Source organism: Peptoclostridium litorale DSM 5388 (assembly GCF_900141635.1).
GTDB classification, from domain to species: domain Bacteria; phylum Bacillota; class Clostridia; order Peptostreptococcales; family Peptostreptococcaceae; genus Peptoclostridium; species Peptoclostridium litorale.
Window position 1 is genome coordinate 251,719 of sequence record NZ_FSRH01000004.1, and the last position, 15,504, is coordinate 267,222.

At 42.8% G+C, this 15,504-nt stretch carries 11 protein-coding genes; 10 read left to right on the forward strand and 1 reads right to left on the reverse strand.

Annotated features, from left to right (window positions below; genetic code table 11):
- Positions 1-36: 36 nt before the first annotated feature.
- The 9 genes from BUQ87_RS05695 to BUQ87_RS05735 all read left to right on the forward strand — a co-directional run bounded on the left by BUQ87_RS05695 (position 37) and on the right by BUQ87_RS05735 (position 14,264).
- A complete protein-coding gene (locus BUQ87_RS05695) occupies positions 37-1,248 on the forward strand; it encodes an aspartate kinase (RefSeq protein WP_038263603.1) in 1,212 nt (403 codons plus the stop codon).
- 42 nt (positions 1,249-1,290) lie between these two features.
- Positions 1,291-2,571 (forward strand): homoserine dehydrogenase, encoded by a 1,281-nt coding sequence (locus BUQ87_RS05700; protein WP_038263607.1) that lies wholly within the window; start codon positions 1,291-1,293, stop codon positions 2,569-2,571.
- Between the two features lie 224 nt (positions 2,572-2,795).
- Positions 2,796-7,706 carry a nucleotidyl transferase family protein gene (locus BUQ87_RS05705; protein WP_052636020.1) on the forward strand — a complete coding sequence of 1,637 codons (4,911 nt, stop codon included), beginning with the start codon at positions 2,796-2,798 and terminating at the stop codon, positions 7,704-7,706.
- Positions 7,707-7,719: 13 nt separating this feature from the next.
- Positions 7,720-8,961 carry a Rossmann-fold NAD(P)-binding domain-containing protein gene (locus BUQ87_RS05710; RefSeq protein ID WP_038263610.1) on the forward strand — a complete coding sequence of 414 codons (1,242 nt, stop codon included), beginning with the start codon at positions 7,720-7,722 and terminating at the stop codon, positions 8,959-8,961.
- 39 nt (positions 8,962-9,000) lie between these two features.
- Positions 9,001-10,056 (forward strand): flavodoxin family protein, encoded by a 1,056-nt coding sequence (locus tag BUQ87_RS05715; protein ID WP_038263612.1) that lies wholly within the window; start codon positions 9,001-9,003, stop codon positions 10,054-10,056.
- A 190-nt stretch (positions 10,057-10,246) separates the two neighbouring features.
- Entirely contained in the window at positions 10,247-11,500 is a 1,254-nt protein-coding gene (locus tag BUQ87_RS05720) for an ABC transporter substrate-binding protein (RefSeq protein ID WP_038263614.1), read from the forward strand.
- Positions 11,484-12,383 carry an ABC transporter permease gene (locus BUQ87_RS05725; protein ID WP_161694547.1) on the forward strand — a complete coding sequence of 300 codons (900 nt, stop codon included), beginning with the start codon at positions 11,484-11,486 and terminating at the stop codon, positions 12,381-12,383. The genes BUQ87_RS05720 and BUQ87_RS05725 overlap by 17 nt, the downstream gene beginning before the upstream one ends.
- The gene (locus BUQ87_RS05730; protein WP_038263618.1) at positions 12,364-13,164 is read left to right on the forward strand and encodes an ABC transporter permease; all 801 of its coding nucleotides are present in this window, start codon (positions 12,364-12,366) and stop codon (positions 13,162-13,164) included. The genes BUQ87_RS05725 and BUQ87_RS05730 overlap by 20 nt, the downstream gene beginning before the upstream one ends.
- 47 nt (positions 13,165-13,211) lie before the next feature.
- Positions 13,212-14,264 (forward strand): ABC transporter ATP-binding protein, encoded by a 1,053-nt coding sequence (locus BUQ87_RS05735; protein WP_052636021.1) that lies wholly within the window; start codon positions 13,212-13,214, stop codon positions 14,262-14,264.
- Positions 14,265-14,278: 14 nt separating this feature from the next.
- Here the strand turns inward: BUQ87_RS05735 and BUQ87_RS05740 are convergent, their stop codons facing one another.
- Positions 14,279-14,869 (reverse strand): CDP-alcohol phosphatidyltransferase family protein, encoded by a 591-nt coding sequence (locus BUQ87_RS05740; protein WP_038263624.1) that lies wholly within the window; start codon positions 14,867-14,869, stop codon positions 14,279-14,281.
- 214 nt (positions 14,870-15,083) lie between these two features.
- Between BUQ87_RS05740 and BUQ87_RS05745 the strand changes: the two genes are divergently transcribed.
- Positions 15,084-15,504 (forward strand): transposase (locus BUQ87_RS05745; protein WP_143182408.1); only part of this gene is annotated, 421 nt, incomplete at its 3' end.

Here is a 15,504-nt window from a genome sequence, read left to right on the forward strand (position 1 = left end):
CCTTACTACAATAAATTGACTTTAATGGAGGTTATCATGAAAGAGATAATAGTTCAAAAGTTCGGGGGAACTTCTGTAGGGGATATAGATAAGATAAAGAATGTTGCAAGAAGAATTGTGGATACAAAGAACAAAGGTTACGACGTAATAGTTACGGTATCGGCAATGGGAAAAACTACTGATGTGCTTGTGGAAAAGGCTTTTGAAATTTCACAAAACCCTTCAAGCAGGGAAATGGACATGCTGCTTGCAACTGGCGAGCAGGTTTCGATAGCCCTTTTGGCTATGGCGATACAGTCCCTTGGACATCCTGTGATCTCGCTTACAGGTGCGCAGTGCGGAATAAAGACGGATTCAAGCCACAAAAAGGCCAGAATAAACAACATAGACACAAAGAGGCTTCAAAAGGAGCTGGGGGATGGAAAAATCGTAATAGTTGCAGGTTTCCAGGGGATAAATGAAAATCAGGACATAACGACACTTGGAAGAGGCGGTTCGGACACCACTGCCGTTGCAATAGCGGCGGCAATAGGAGCTGCAAAGTGTGAAATATATACGGACGTAGACGGGGTCTATACGGCAGACCCGAGAAAGGTTAAGGAGGCAAGTCTCATGAAGAGGATATCATATGATGAGATGCTCGAGCTTGCAAATCTTGGAGCAGGAGTTCTCCACCCAAGGTCTGTAGAGCTTGCGAGAAAATTTAATGTACCCCTTGTTGTAAGATCAAGTTTTAATGACAATGAAGGAACAGAGATTGTTAATATAGATCAGATCGAAAAGGTTGTTGTAAGGGGAATATCTCTTGACGACGACATAGCAAAGGTTTCAGTGCTTGGTGTGCCTGACAGGCCGGGAATAGCATTCAAACTGTTTTCAATCCTCTCAATGAACAATATAAATGTAGATATGATAATCCAAAACGTAAACAGGGAGTCCATAAATGACATATCGTTCACTGTTAAAAAGGACGACCTTGCAGACTTTCTGAAAATATCGGACATGCTGCTTGAAAGCATAGGAGCTGAAAAGATAACTTATGACGATTCGGTTGCAAAGCTTTCTATAGTAGGAACTGGGATAGCGGGGAATACAGAGGTGACTTCAAAGTTCTTCGAGACGCTGTACGAGCTTGGCGTGAACATACAGATGATAAGCACTTCGTCGATAAAGATTTCATGCATAATAGACCGTGAAGGTGCTGAAAAGGGAATGGATAAGCTTCACGAGAAATTCCAGCTTAACTAATAACATATATAAAGTAAACTATAGAAGGGGAGAGCATAGTATATGGAGAGTATAAAGGTTGCGCTTTTAGGATTTGGAGTAGTGGGATCTGGAGTTTTCAACATACTTCAGGACAACAAGGAAAAGATAGAATCACACATACAAAAGAGAATAGAGATAAAGAAGATACTCGTAAGGGATATAGAAAAGGCGAGGGGAGCAAACGCCCCTAAGGAGATGCTTACAAAGGACATAAATGACATAGTTAATGATCCTGAGATAGACATGGTTGTAGAGCTCATGGGCGGAATAGGCAAGGCATACGAATACATGAAGATTGCCATAGAAAACAAAAAGCACATAGTCACTGCTAACAAGGCCCTTATAGCGACTCATGGAGACGAGATATACAAGCTGGCGGTAGAAAACGGAGTTCAAATCAGGTACGAGGCAAGCGTTGGCGGAGGAATACCTATAATAAACACGCTTACTCAAAGCCTTGCCGCAAACAATGTTGACGAGATACTTGGAGTAATAAATGGAACTACAAACTTCATACTTACTCAAATGGACGAGCAGGGAATGGATTTTGACGATGCCGTAAAGCTTGCGCAGGACAGCGGATTTGCAGAGGCAGACCCTACGTCGGATATAGAAGGGGAAGACGTTGCATTCAAGCTTTCGATACTGATGTCGGTAGCCTTTGGCATAAAGGTTCCGCCTCACAAGATACCAAGAGAGGGAATAACAAAGATATCCTCAAAGGACATAGAATTTGCAAATCAGCTTGGATACAAGGTAAAGCTTGTGGCTGCGGCGAAGAAAAAGGGGGATGACCTTGAATTTCACGTTCAGCCGTCGTTCCTTCCTATAGACCATCCGCTGGCTTCTATAAAAAATGAGTTCAATGCGGTGTTCATAAAGGGAAATGCGGTTGGAGAGCTGCTGCTTCATGGAAAGGGAGCGGGTTCGACGCCTACTGGAAGCGCAGTCCTTGGAGACATGCTTGAAATAGCAAAGATAATAGGCACCAACTACAAGCCCGGTGCGCCGCTTGTGCATAACGGCGGAGACCTGAACCTGATAGGAGAGGGAGTAAGCCCTTATTATGTGCATCTTCATGTTGAAGACAAGCCTGGAGTTCTTGGAAAGATAACATCGGCTTTTGGAAAGCATAATGTAAGCCTTAAGTCTGTAATACAAAGGTCAAGGGGAGAAAAGACGGTTCCGCTTATATTCATAACTTACGACACACCTAGAAAAGACCTTGACGATGCAATAGAGGAGATAAAAAATACAGATGCAGTTATAAGGGTTGAGAGCATACTGAGGGTTGAAAGCTAAACCTATCAGCCTAACTTAATTACTAAACTCCATTACTGACAATTCTATAGTTTAACGCAAATAAAAAGCTGCATGCCATTTACGCATGCAGCTTTTGCTGTATACTTAAATTGGGTATAAAATAACTGTTTGATGAAAATTTGGGTTTTATAATCAGCCGCCCTTGTCATATTATCTAAGGAAATGGCTAAATTACATAAAAAAGTAAGACTGGAGGATGCTCTATGAAAAGGAGACTGTCAGAAAAAATCGCAAAAAGCATGCGGGTAAAATTCTTGGACTCGGGTTTTTTAAAGGAGTATGTGCTAAAAGGAGTAAGCGATGAGGAGTTTAAGGTAAGCGAGAGGATAATAAATGACTATTTTTCAAGCGTGAAAATTGAAGAGGGAGTGGCTGAGGTCATTGGAAAGAATGACTTCAGCGCAGGCAAAACACTTCAGGTGTTTGAGGAAGTCATAAATCTTGTGGCAAGGGGTAAAAAACCAGAAAATTGGCTGGAGTACATATACCAGTTCACACTGGAGAAGTCATTTCCAAAGTCGGTGGAGATTGAACTGAAAAGTAATTTTCAAAGCGCCTGCGCGCTTTATTTGGAAATTTTCAGGATTATAAACAAGGCTCAAAAGGAGTCCTGTGATGCAACATGGCAAAGCAAGTATCCTATGACTTTTTTAAGCAAGGACGAAATAGAAGAGCTTGAGGACTTTGGTGAGTACGAAAGGCTTGCAAGGGCTTTTGAGAGGGAGTATGTGTACGAGCTTATGAAGCTCAACCAGGAGATAACGGAATACAACAATCTCGACCATATATGCGGAGTTCACTTTCTTTCCCTTTTCATAGGAAGGCAGTTTAAAAAGGCGAATGTTCCAGTTGACCTTGGAAGGGTTTCTGGATCGGGGCTTGGACATGATATAGGAAAATACGGTTGCAAAAAACCTGAGCTCAGAAGGGTTCCGTATCTTCACTACTACTATACAGACCAGTGGTTTAAAAAACACGACATAATGTACATAGGGAATGTTGCGCTCAACCATTCGGTTTGGGACCTTGAACTTGAAAATCTTTCGCTTGAGGCTCTGATACTGATTTATTCGGATTTCAGGGTGAAAAACAACGATGGCGGACATATGCACATATATCCGCTAAAGGAGTCATTCGATGTAATACTGAACAAGCTTGACAATGTGGACGATTCAAAGAGGAAAAGGTATATAAGGGTTTACAACAAGATAAAGGATTTTGAGGATTACATGATTGACATAGGCATAAATGTAGATCCGGAAAGAGCTGAACTGGGGTATTTGGAGCCTGCAAAGAAATACTATCCGTTCATGTCCGGCGGCGAAATCGTCGAGAACTTCAAATACCTTGCAGTCAACCACAACATAAGCCTCATGTCCAGGCTTAGAAATGAACTGTCTCTAAACCAGATAATTGAAATGGCAAGAAGCGAAAGGGACTGGAACAACCTCAGAAAATACCTTGAGATATTCGAGGAGTATTCAACATACCTGACTCAAAGGCAAAAATACATAACCACGAGGTTCTTGTATGAAAAGCTTGTGCACAATGAAGACGACATAAGGAGAAGGTGTAGCGAGATAATAGGAAAGCTAATAGCCAATTTCGACGAGGAGTACAGGAAGGAAGTGCCCGCGGATGTCGAACTTGAAGCTCCAGAGATGACGAGCTTCGAGGTGCTGGAAAGATTCCTGGAGCTGTTCATACACCCGGATCACAATATAATAAGGATACACCAGATCTGGATAGGTGAAGCCCTTAGCATAATGATAGAGTCTCTATTTAATTATGCTAAGGGGAAAAACAGGCTCAAATATGTGTCTGTGCTTTCGAAGCACTACAGGGAGATTGACGAGCGCAGCGATGCCAGCCTCAAGCTGTACCTGCTTAAAAGCCTCAAGTACATACCGTTTGAAGGAGACATGGATGAAAGCCGAGTTTTCATAGACTACATGAAGCATGCCGTGAAAAGCGACGACGAGAGCCTTAGGAATTTGTCGTATGAAGTCGTAAAAGATGTAATCGAGAGAATAGGCGGCGAATCAGATGATGCAAAAGATATAATGGGAGTTCTTGAAGAAGGCAAGAAATCAAGCAAAGACAGGTATGAAGTGTGGACCGCGTCGAGAGTAAGTGCTGAGATAACAGGCCAGAAGGTTTCTCCGAATGAGGAACTAAACCAGACAGAGCTATCAGAGCTTTTCCTGAGCAATTTCAAAAATACCACGAGCTGGGTTGTGAAAAGGAGGAACATAGAGATACTCCTTTCGAATTCTTTGGGGAATATGGCAAGTTACGGGCTTTACACGGCAATTCATTTTTGCAACATTCTAAAAGTGAGCCCCAATGAAAGGACAAGACTGAAATCGGGGGAGGCGCTTATAAAGATGTTTCCCAGCCTGCCGAAAGAGCAGGGAAATGACGTTGCTATAGAGCTTTTCCGGTCTTTGGAGATAGAGGAGTACCAGTTTACAAAACACATACCAAACTATCTGGGTCAAATACTTCTTCTGCTCTCACCGGAGAATATGGATGCAATTGTGGAAGATCTTAGGGACAAGATGAAAAAATCTGGAGCCAAGGTGAACTCGCTGCTTCTTAGCACAATAGGAATATCAATTGCAAACTATTCGAAATACAGAAGCCGGGACGTAGACGGAGGGCTTTATGAAAAAAGGCTTGTAAACATGCTTGGAATACTCCTGAGCGGGCTTGCTCATAATGACAACCAGGTCAAGCAGATGGCATTCAGCGTAATAGGAAGCGAGATATTCGGATGCAGCGACATAGACCCGGAGTACAAAACCCATATATTCTCGCTCATAGCCAAAAAGATACTTACGCTGATAGGCGGTGAGAAGCAGGAGGAGCTGACATTCCTGAACAACTCCGCAGTGCTAAACAATATATACAGGTTCATATCGGACTACACGTTCTTCAATGGGGAGATAAAGGTAAAGGCTCCTAAAAAAGTGGCATTTTTCCCTGGAGCGTTCGACCCGTTCTCGCTTGGACACAGGGAGATAACAAGGGCCATAAGGAGAAAGGGATTCGAGGTATACCTGGCCGTAGATGAATTTTCATGGTCAAAGAGCACCCAGCCAAACGGGATAAGAAGAAACATAATAAACATGTCCATTGCGGACGAGCTGAACATGTATATATATCCTGAAGACTTTCCGGTCAACCTGGCGAATTCCCAGGATCTCAAAGTGCTGAGGGAAAACTTCAAAAGCTCAAATGTATATGTAGTCGTGGGAAGCGATGTCGTACTCAACGCATCGGCGTACAGAAGCGAAATAAGCGAGCATTCCATACAGACATTCCCTCATGTGGTATTTGAAAGAAGGGGAATGTTCGAGTCAAACGACACTACAAATGTGCTTGAAAAGGCACTGGAGAACATAAAGGCGCATACAATAAGGCTTAACCTGCCGCCGAGATACGAGGATGTGAGCTCGACAAGGATCAGGAACTGCATAGACGAGAACAGGGACATATCAAAACTTGTAGATCCCATGGTCCAAAGATATATATACGAGAACGGACTTTACAGGAAAGAGCCTTCGAACAAGTCGATGATACAAAAGCTTGTATTTGACATAGACATAGTGGCTGACATAAGGGATTCGCTCATAGAAAAGCTCGCACTTGATTTTCACTATGAAGATTACAACAGCGCGCTTGAGAGGCTGCAAAGATTTTCAGAAAAGCCCCTGGCAAGAATACTGATTGTAAAGGATTCTGAAAGAAACAACAAGATAATAGGCTACTCGGCTTTCAACTGGCTCGAATCAAGACAGATATACAACGAGTTCAAAGACACCAAGATATCAGAGTGCCTCAGGGAGAGCTATTTTGGAAGGATAATACTGATAAACGGCATATTCATAGACAGGGATTCGGGAATAGACAATCTCAACCAGATGATACTCACGGAAACCCTGGCCTACTGCATAGCCAAGGACTATGGATACTGCGTATATGTGAACAATATAGACCATGAGCAGGATGAGCAGCTTTATGAAACCCTTGAGCTCCAAGGTTTTGAAAGACTTGAATGCTCTCTGGAGCAAAGAGGGGTGTTTGCAGTAAACATGAACAGGCCTTGCTCGTTGTATCTGGACATTAGCAGTATAATAAAAGCGCCTTTCAAAGACAGCCCGGCTGTAATGCAGAAGATAAAAAAAGCGAGGAAGAACCTGCAAAGGGCTCTTACAAGGCTTTATCCAGGCGAGCTTGTGCTTTCCATTGACAGGCGAATACTCGACGAGAAGCTCATGAAAAAGATATGCCGCGAAAACGGAGTTCCAACAACACAGCTTCAGCCTAGAAGACTTGGGGATTCAATGTGTGTTCCGTTTGGAAACATACTAAACAGGCTCATAATACCAAACACGGTCACAAAGGCTCTCCACACTGAAAAGATATTTGAAAGGGATATGTCTTCTTTCAGAATAGAGCAGTCTGCGCATTATCTGGACCTTGAAAACCAGATAAAAATGATAAATTCATTTAAAAGGCCTGTAATACTGATAGACGACATATTAAACAAGGGATACAGGATAAGGGCGCTTGATCCGCTGCTTAAGGAAGACGGCGTAGAGGTCAAAAAGATAATAGTGGGAATGCTCTCTGGAAGAGGAAAAGAGCTCATGGACATACAGGGAAGGCCCGTGGACAGCGCGTATTTCATACCGAATCTAAGGCTCTGGTTCACAGAACAGCTCCTGTATCCTTTCATAGGCGGAGACGCCCTTTGGAGGGAGTACAGTCCAAAGAGCAATATAATACCTTCTCTAAACATGATACTTCCATATGCATACCCCCAGTTCATAAGGGGGGCGTCGGAAGAGAGCATATATGAACTTTCAATGACATGCCTTGAAAACTCGCTTGAGATACTCAAGGCACTTGAAAACGAGTATGAGAACGTAAATGAGAGAAACCTTACGCTTGGACTGCTTGGAGAGGTATTCCTTTATCCAAGGTCTCCTGAGATGGGAACGGATATAAGCTATGACCTTAACATAAATCCATCATCATACGTGGAAAGTCACATAAAGCATCTTAAGAGAATTGAAGGCGGCTTTAAGAAAAAGACAAAAAGATAAGGGCGGTGGGAATATGAATTTTTACGACGTTGAGGGAAATATAGTTGCTACGCCACTTGAAATCGAAGGAGTTCCAAAGATAAAGGCAGATGAGGACCTCATAAACAGCCAGGACATGATTTACTATGCGGGCAGAATGGAAAAGGGCAGTTCAAGAAGAAGCTTTTGCATATCAGACCCTTCGCTAATGGACATAAAAAGCGAGGGGATAGAGCTTTTAAAGAGCCACAGGGGAGGCGGATATGAAGGGCTTTTTGAAACGTTTATAAATGAAAGAAGGCTCATGTATGTAAATATAGACTATCCTCTGTGGAAACAGGCTCTGGGAAAGAGGCATCCCGAAAAATGGAGGGTCAATGTTACAGGGCTGGGAGACGTTGGAGGCACTCTTCTTACCGGTCTAAGGCTGCTTGGAGGAGACTGCATAAGCCAAATAGGAATATACGACAGAGATGAAGACAGGCAGCAAAGGTGGCTCATGGAGGCCGGACAGATTTATTCCCCGTTTGACTTTCACGAATACCCAGATGTGAGGACCATATCTGAAGGCGAGCTTTTTGACTGCGACATGCTTGTGTTTTGTATTTCAGTCGCAGTCCCTCCAGTGGGGGAGGAGGTTGAAGATGTGAGGATGGTGCAGCTCAAGGCCAATTCAAAGATAATATCCCAGTACGGCAAAATGGCCCGTGAAAAAGGATACAGGGGAATGTTCGCAGTGGTTTCAGACCCGGTTGACCCTCTTTGCAAAGCTCTGTTTATATCGAGCAATTCAAATGAAAATGGAGAGATTGACTACAGAGGGCTGTCACCTGAGCAGATAAGTGGCTACGGGCTTGGAGTGATGAATGCAAGGGCTCTTTACTATTCTAAGGACGACGAGAGGACAAAGGACTATAGGAGCCAGGGAAGAGCCTACGGGCCCCATGGAGAAGGCCTTGTGATAGCAAACAGCATAGCAAGTTATGATGACGAGGCTTCGAAAATGCTCACTGAAAAGGCTAAAAATGCAAATATAGAGGTTAGAAAAAGCGGATATAAGCCGTACATAGCTCCTGCGCTTTCATCCGGAGCGCTTTCGATACTTTCTACGATCAGGGGGGACTGGCACTACAGCTCGACATTCATAGGAGGCGCTTTCATGGGCGTGAAAAACAGGCTTACACAAGCGGGGACAGAACTTGAAAGACTAGTTATGGATGAGAGACTTTTCGATCGCATAAATGAGACTTATGAGCGTGTAAAATCAATATTATAAAAATAGCGGAAATAGAGATTTTGCTTAGGGGGTGATGCTGTGAATGTTTACGTTGTAAAATCAAAGGAATCTTCTGAAGAACTAAGTGACATGGTGGATGAATTTTGCAAAGGCAATGAAAAGGTGATTATAGAATCAAGAGACGACATTCATGACCTTAAAAACAAAAAGGTTGTATTTGCAGCCCAGTTGGACGGAATAGGCGTTGACCGGTTTATACTAGATGTGCTTTTGGAACTGAGAAAAAGAGGGGATGACTCCATGGAAGGGGCCATGGGGGCGGTACTAATCCACAGCAACAGCGAGCTTTACACTAAAAGTGCAATGAATCACATCGTATTTACGGCAAACCTCATGGGCTGTTCGTTCATGGGACACCCGGGACTTGAGATAATAAGCGGATACAAGAATCTCATGACATGGAAAAAGGTGTATCCAGACAAGAGCCTACACGACATAAATCTCTTGCTCAGCCAGGGGGCGAGCAGGCGTTTCTTTAAAAATGAGCTTTCGAAAGTAAAAAGTCCAAAGATGACAGTGCTTCACGCGAGTTCGAGAAAGACTTCAAACACACTTATGCTGTGGAACTATATAGAAGAAGAAATTTTAAAGCATGACTGCGAGGTAAATCAGATACACATTGAAAATTCAGACATGAAGGATTGCAGGGGTTGCTCGTTCAAAATGTGCAAGCACTACGGCGAGCAGACAAGCTGCTTTTACGGAGGGCTTGTAGTGGATGAAGTCTTCCCGGCTGTGGAGGAGAGCGACTGCATTGTATTCATATGTCCAAACTATAATGACTCCATATCTGCAAATCTAATGGCTCTCATAAACAGGCTTACTGCGCTTTACAGGAAGATGATGTTTTATGACAAGACCGTATTTGCAGTCATAGTATCTGGAAACTCGGGAAGTGATTCAGTGGCCAGGCAGCTTATAGGCGCGTTGAACATAAACAAGGGCTTCAGGCTGCCCTCGAAGTTTGCGATAATGGAACTTGCAAACGATCCGGGTAGCATAAAAAGCATAAAGGGAATAAAGGAAAAGGCCGCGGATTTTGCGAATCACATGCTAAGTGAAATAAAGAAATGATCCATAGAAAAAAATAATCGAACCATATTAAACTATAGAAGAAATTGATGAAGGGTGCTTGCATGTGTAACTGGCATTGAAGAGATGATAAAATATGATAAAATATTCATAGGTTGCAAAACATAACTCCTGACACTAATGCATTAGTGTCAGGAGTTATGTTGCGAGTACATTTTTTAAGGGGGAATTTATGAAGAAGATAATAGCTGTGCTGATTTCTATTTTATTTGTAGTGTCTGTCTTTTCAGGATGCGCTGGCAAAAAGGCCAAAGAGGCTGAGAAGGAGACGCAAGAGACTGTTCAGGATATGGGCTGGAGCGATATAGAGTCTTCGGCGAAGGGCAAGACTGTGAATCTTTATATGTGGGGAGGAAGCGAGACCATAAACTCATATGTCGATAACACCGTGACGCCGAGGCTGAAAGAACTTTATGACGTTACTATAAACAGGGTTCCAATAAGTGATGCAATGGAAATGGTCAACAAGCTTCTAACTGAAAAAGAGGTCGGCAAGGAAGACGGAAGCATAGATGTAATGTGGATAAACGGCGAGAATTTCAAGATATGCAAGGATAACGGCCTTTTGATGGGGTCATTTGCAGACAGGCTTCCAAACTACAATGAATATGTGGATAAGGCCGCAAGCGACATAGTATATGATTTTGGGGAAAAAGTCGAAGGGCTTGAATCTCCTTGGGGGAAATCGCAATTTGTATTTGTTTATGACTCTGCAAAAATTGAAAATCCGCCGAAGAATTTAAGTGAGCTCAAGGAATGGATTGCTCAAAATCCAGGGAAATTCACATACCCTGCACCTCCGGATTTTACAGGAAGCGCTTTTATAAGACAGACTCTTATAGATATCACAGGGGGATATGAGCAGTATATGGAAGGAATGGATGATGCACAGTTTTCTCAAAAAAGCCAAATGGCATGGGACTATCTAAACGAGATAAAGCCGTATATTTGGAGAGCGGGAGCTACATATCCGGAAAGCAGCGCAAAGCTTGACCAGATGTACTCAAATGGAGAGGTGTGGATGACTATGTCATACAATCCTGTGCATGCTGCAAACAACGTAAAGGCGGGACTTTTCCCGGAAAGCTCAAGAAGTTTTGTGCTTGAAGGCGGAACGCTTGCAAATACGCACTACCTTTCAATTCCTTTCAATTCTAAGAACAAGGAAGCGGCAATGGTTCTTGTAAACTACATGATTTCTCCTCAGGCACAGATAGAAAAATTCATGCCTGAAAACTGGGGAGACGGGTTGGCAATAGATGTGGAAAGGCTTTCTGAGCAGGACAGGGAAAAGGTAAACTCTATAGACAGAGGCGAGGCTACTCTTTCGCCTGAAGTGCTCAAAAATCACAGGATTCCTGAACTGCCGTCACAATATGTAGACAGGATAGAAAAGGGCTGGAATGAGAATGTTTCAAAGAATTAAGCCATATGTTTATTTGATGCCCTCGGCAATTATATTATCGGTGATTGTTGCAGGTGGAACGGCCGAGTGCATTCTTCAAAGCATGGGAACTTCATTTTCAAATGGGTTTGAGAAAATACAATTTTCATATTACAGTCAGATATTTGGTTCGACAGATTTTTGGAAATCACTTGCACTCACATTCAAGCTGGCAATAATCTCTACGGTTATTGCCAGTTTTGTCGGTTTGGGAATTATATTTTGCATATACGTAGTCAGAAGTCATGGGGAAGGCAGTACTGTCGGAATACAAAGGTTTTTCCAGCTTCCAATGCTGTTTCCCTACCTTGTGGCGGGATATGTGGTGTTTTTGATGTTTTCGCAAAGCGGCTGGATATCAAGGATATTATTTAGCCTTGGAATCATATCTCAAATGGCGGATTTCCCGGCGCTCATAAATGACAGATGGGGGATTGGGATTATAATCGCATATGTCTGGAAGACCACTCCTTTTGTAGTGCTCATGCTGTATCCGATAATACTCAGAGTAGAATCGGGATGGATAGATGCAGGAAGAATTTTCGGCTTTACGAGGACGGGATTTTTTGCGGAAGCCGTATTTCCTCTTATAAAGCCTACTTTAAAAGTGTCTGCCTATATAGTTTTCACATTCATATTCTGCGCCTTTGAAATACCATATCTTTTGGGGAGCACCTACCCAAAGGCTCTGCCGGTGTATGCATACCAGATATACTCGTTTGGGTCATTTGAAGAAAGGCCGCTTGCAATGGCCATGAGCATGGTAATGATACTGGTGAGCTGCATAATGGGAATAATACTTTTTTGGAATGAAAAGGATTTGAAAAGAGAAAGTGGTGTTTATTTTGAAAAGAACAGGAATTGAGATATCGGTGCGAATAATGCTAATATTTTTTGCAGCCATGGGAGCCATACCGGTCATTGTACTCGTTTTGGCAAGCATATCGAGCGGATGGTCATGGCCCGATGTTATTCCGCAAAAATTCAGCCCCAGGGCATGGAAGTATATTTTTTCAAGCGAGAGCATTTTTGCTATAGTTACGACTGTCAAGATTTCCGCTGCGGTTATATTTATAGACTTGATACTTGCCTTGCCGGCTGCAAACGCACTTGGAAGGCACAGATTCAGATTCAAGAGGGTTACAAGCGCTTTGCTGATGGCGCCTATAATAATGCCTCCGCTTGCCATAACGATGGGCCTTCACAAGACATTCATAAGAATGGGGCTCACTGAAAACATATGGGGCGTTGTTGCCGCCAGCATATTTCCGACGCTTCCATATATGATAAGGGCACTTGCTGTGGGATATGAAAACATAGGGCCCAGCTGGGGAGAGCAGGCTAAAATGCTCGGTGCGGGCGCTTTTTCGAGGTTTTGCCATGTGACTTTTCCGCTGCTTCTGCCGGCGATTGTGGCAGGATCGAGTATTGTGCTGCTCGTGTCAATGAGCCAGTATATAATAGTGCTTCTTATAGGCGGAGGAACTGTGAAGAGTCTTACTGTAGTCATGTTTCCCTACATAAGTGGCGGGGACGCTGCCATAGGCTCGGCATATTCAATAATATTTGCGGCTGTTTCGCTGGCTCTGCTATTTTTAATGGATATTTTCATAAAAAGGCATTATGAAATAAGGAAAATATATTAGAATTAATAGAGAGAACCTAATATTTTAACGTGAGGAAAGTGGTAAATTTGAATCATATACAACTAAGAGACATTTCAAAAACTTACGGGAGCTCAGGCAGATCATTCACACTGAATGTCGAAAGCATGGATATAAAAAGCGGGGAATTTTTTGGTATAGTCGGCGAGTCAGGTTCGGGAAAAACCACTCTTTTAAGGTCTATAGCGGGGCTTGAACATATTGACAAGGGAAGCATACACATAGGAGGTGAGGATTTCACAAATATTCCGCCTCAAAGGAGGGGAATAGGGATGGTATTCCAGCAGCCTCTGCTTTTTCCCCATATGAATATAATAAAAAATGTGGAATTCGGGCTCAAGATGAAAAAGGTTTCAGCGAGGGACAGAAGGAGAATAAGCATTGGAGCGCTTGAAAAGGTGGGGCTTTCAGGATATGAAAGCAGGTATCCAAGCCAGCTCAGCGGAGGGCAGATGCAAAGGGTTGCCATTGCAAGGGCTCTTGCGTCAAATCCTAAGATACTGCTTATGGATGAGCCTTTCAGCGCACTTGACCCAAATCTTAGAAACGACATGAGGGAGATGACATTGAAGCTTCAACGGGAATACGGCATCACTGTGTTGTTTGTAACCCATGACAGGGACGAGGCGTTCATGCTGTTTGACAACATGGCTCTTGTCAGATCGGGCAAAATTGTCCAGACGGGCACACCAAGGGACATGTATGAAAGACCCGGAGACGAATATGTTGCAAATTTCATGGGGATAAATAACATACTAAGGGGGACTGTGGAGGAAGGCTTCATAGCATTTGAAGATGGCAAGCTTCCTGTGCCAAAGGGAACAGTTTCGAATGGAGCCGTTTCGATAAGGCCTGAGAGTATAAGACTTATTGGCGGAGAAGATCCACCGAAAGAGGGGTTTTACTTCAAAGGCAGTGTAATTGACATGAAATACAGGATGGGTTTTTTGAGCATAGGAATAGACAGTGCAAATGGAAGAATTGAGGCGATATCGACTCTGGATGGTCAAAATGATTTGAACAAGGGAGAAAATGTGTATATAACCGTCAAAGAAGGCGGGATATATTATTTCAAAGATTGAAAGAGGCGTCAGGATTAATTTAAAATCCTTGACGCCTCTTTTAATCTTTGGAATCCGGTTATTACAACTAGCACTGCGAACAAGGCGGCTATCAAAGCAACGCGGCTTGGAAACAGTATCATGAGCGAAAAAAGTATGAAGCCCTCGGTACGTTCGGCTAATCCGGCTTGATAGTAAAAAGATTTTTTGCTCTCCTTAATCTGTGATGAAAGCGCACCTACAGTAAGAAAAACACACATTGAAAATATTATTGAACACGAAAGAAACAGCAGTATAAGCCTTGTGTCTGGAAATTTTATTCCAAGAGACATTATTATTCCTATCTCTACAAACCTGTCGAAAGTCATGTCTAAAAGGGCTCCCATGGGCGTTGATTTTTTGAGCATTCGGGCCATTGAGCCGTCGACTGCGTCAAGATATCCTGAAATCCACAGCATAAGGCATGCAAGCAGAGGAAGGTCGAAAAAAACCAGTATACTTGACGATATCCCTACGAAAAATGCTAGGATTGTTACTGAATTTGGAGAAAACCCCGCTGATATGAAGCCGCTGGCTGCAGCATTTATGGCGGGATCCACATATTTTCTTGCATGTGTATCTAACAAATTATTCACCTCTAGTATAGTTTAAGTCTAGGGATAATCATAATTCTTATCCCTTTGTATGACTGGTTTTCAAACCGTCACTTTTTTCTATCACTCCATTAAATCTTTAAATATATTTAATCAAGGGATTCACAAACCTTTGTTGTATTATTAAAGTACGACCAAAAACAACCAACGAAGGAGGCGAGCCCCTTGCTTGAACGCCAGTTGATATTTGACTGCATCGATTTGTTCTCAGGCAATATCTCTTGATGCTACGCCTGTGTTTGCAAACACAAAACATAATAACCCAAAGTCATTTTCAAAAAACAAGTTCAAAAAAGATAATCTTCCAAAGTCGGATAGAGACTGTGCTTTGGGTGTTCATACCGCCAGCAATTCACACAATGAAAAAAAGTATGAGTTTTACTGGGGCTATAAAAATCACGTGCTTGTAGATGCTGTTTCCGGACTGCCTATTTTTGAAGTTACAAAGCCTGCAAACATAACTGACTCTGGAGTTACCATTCCACTTTTAAAAGATGTACATGGATGGTTTTCTCTTAAAGAGACAGACTTTATAGCTGACAAAGGATATGACACCAAGGCGATTTACAACTTCGTTCACGATGAGCTTCAAGGCCATGCTTTTATTC

Excerpts from the sequence above, each read along its gene's own strand:
- BUQ87_RS05725 (WP_161694547.1), top strand. The coding sequence starts at position 11,484 with ATGTTTCAAAGAATTAAGCCATATGTTTATTTGATGCCCTCGGCAATT.
- BUQ87_RS05700 (WP_038263607.1), top strand. The coding sequence starts at position 1,291 with ATGGAGAGTATAAAGGTTGCGCTTTTAGGATTTGGAGTAGTGGGATCT.
- BUQ87_RS05710 (WP_038263610.1), top strand. The coding sequence starts at position 7,720 with ATGAATTTTTACGACGTTGAGGGAAATATAGTTGCTACGCCACTTGAA.
- BUQ87_RS05705 (WP_052636020.1), top strand. The coding sequence starts at position 2,796 with ATGAAAAGGAGACTGTCAGAAAAAATCGCAAAAAGCATGCGGGTAAAA.
- BUQ87_RS05720 (WP_038263614.1), top strand. The coding sequence starts at position 10,247 with ATGAAGAAGATAATAGCTGTGCTGATTTCTATTTTATTTGTAGTGTCT.
- BUQ87_RS05695 (WP_038263603.1), top strand. The coding sequence starts at position 37 with ATGAAAGAGATAATAGTTCAAAAGTTCGGGGGAACTTCTGTAGGGGAT.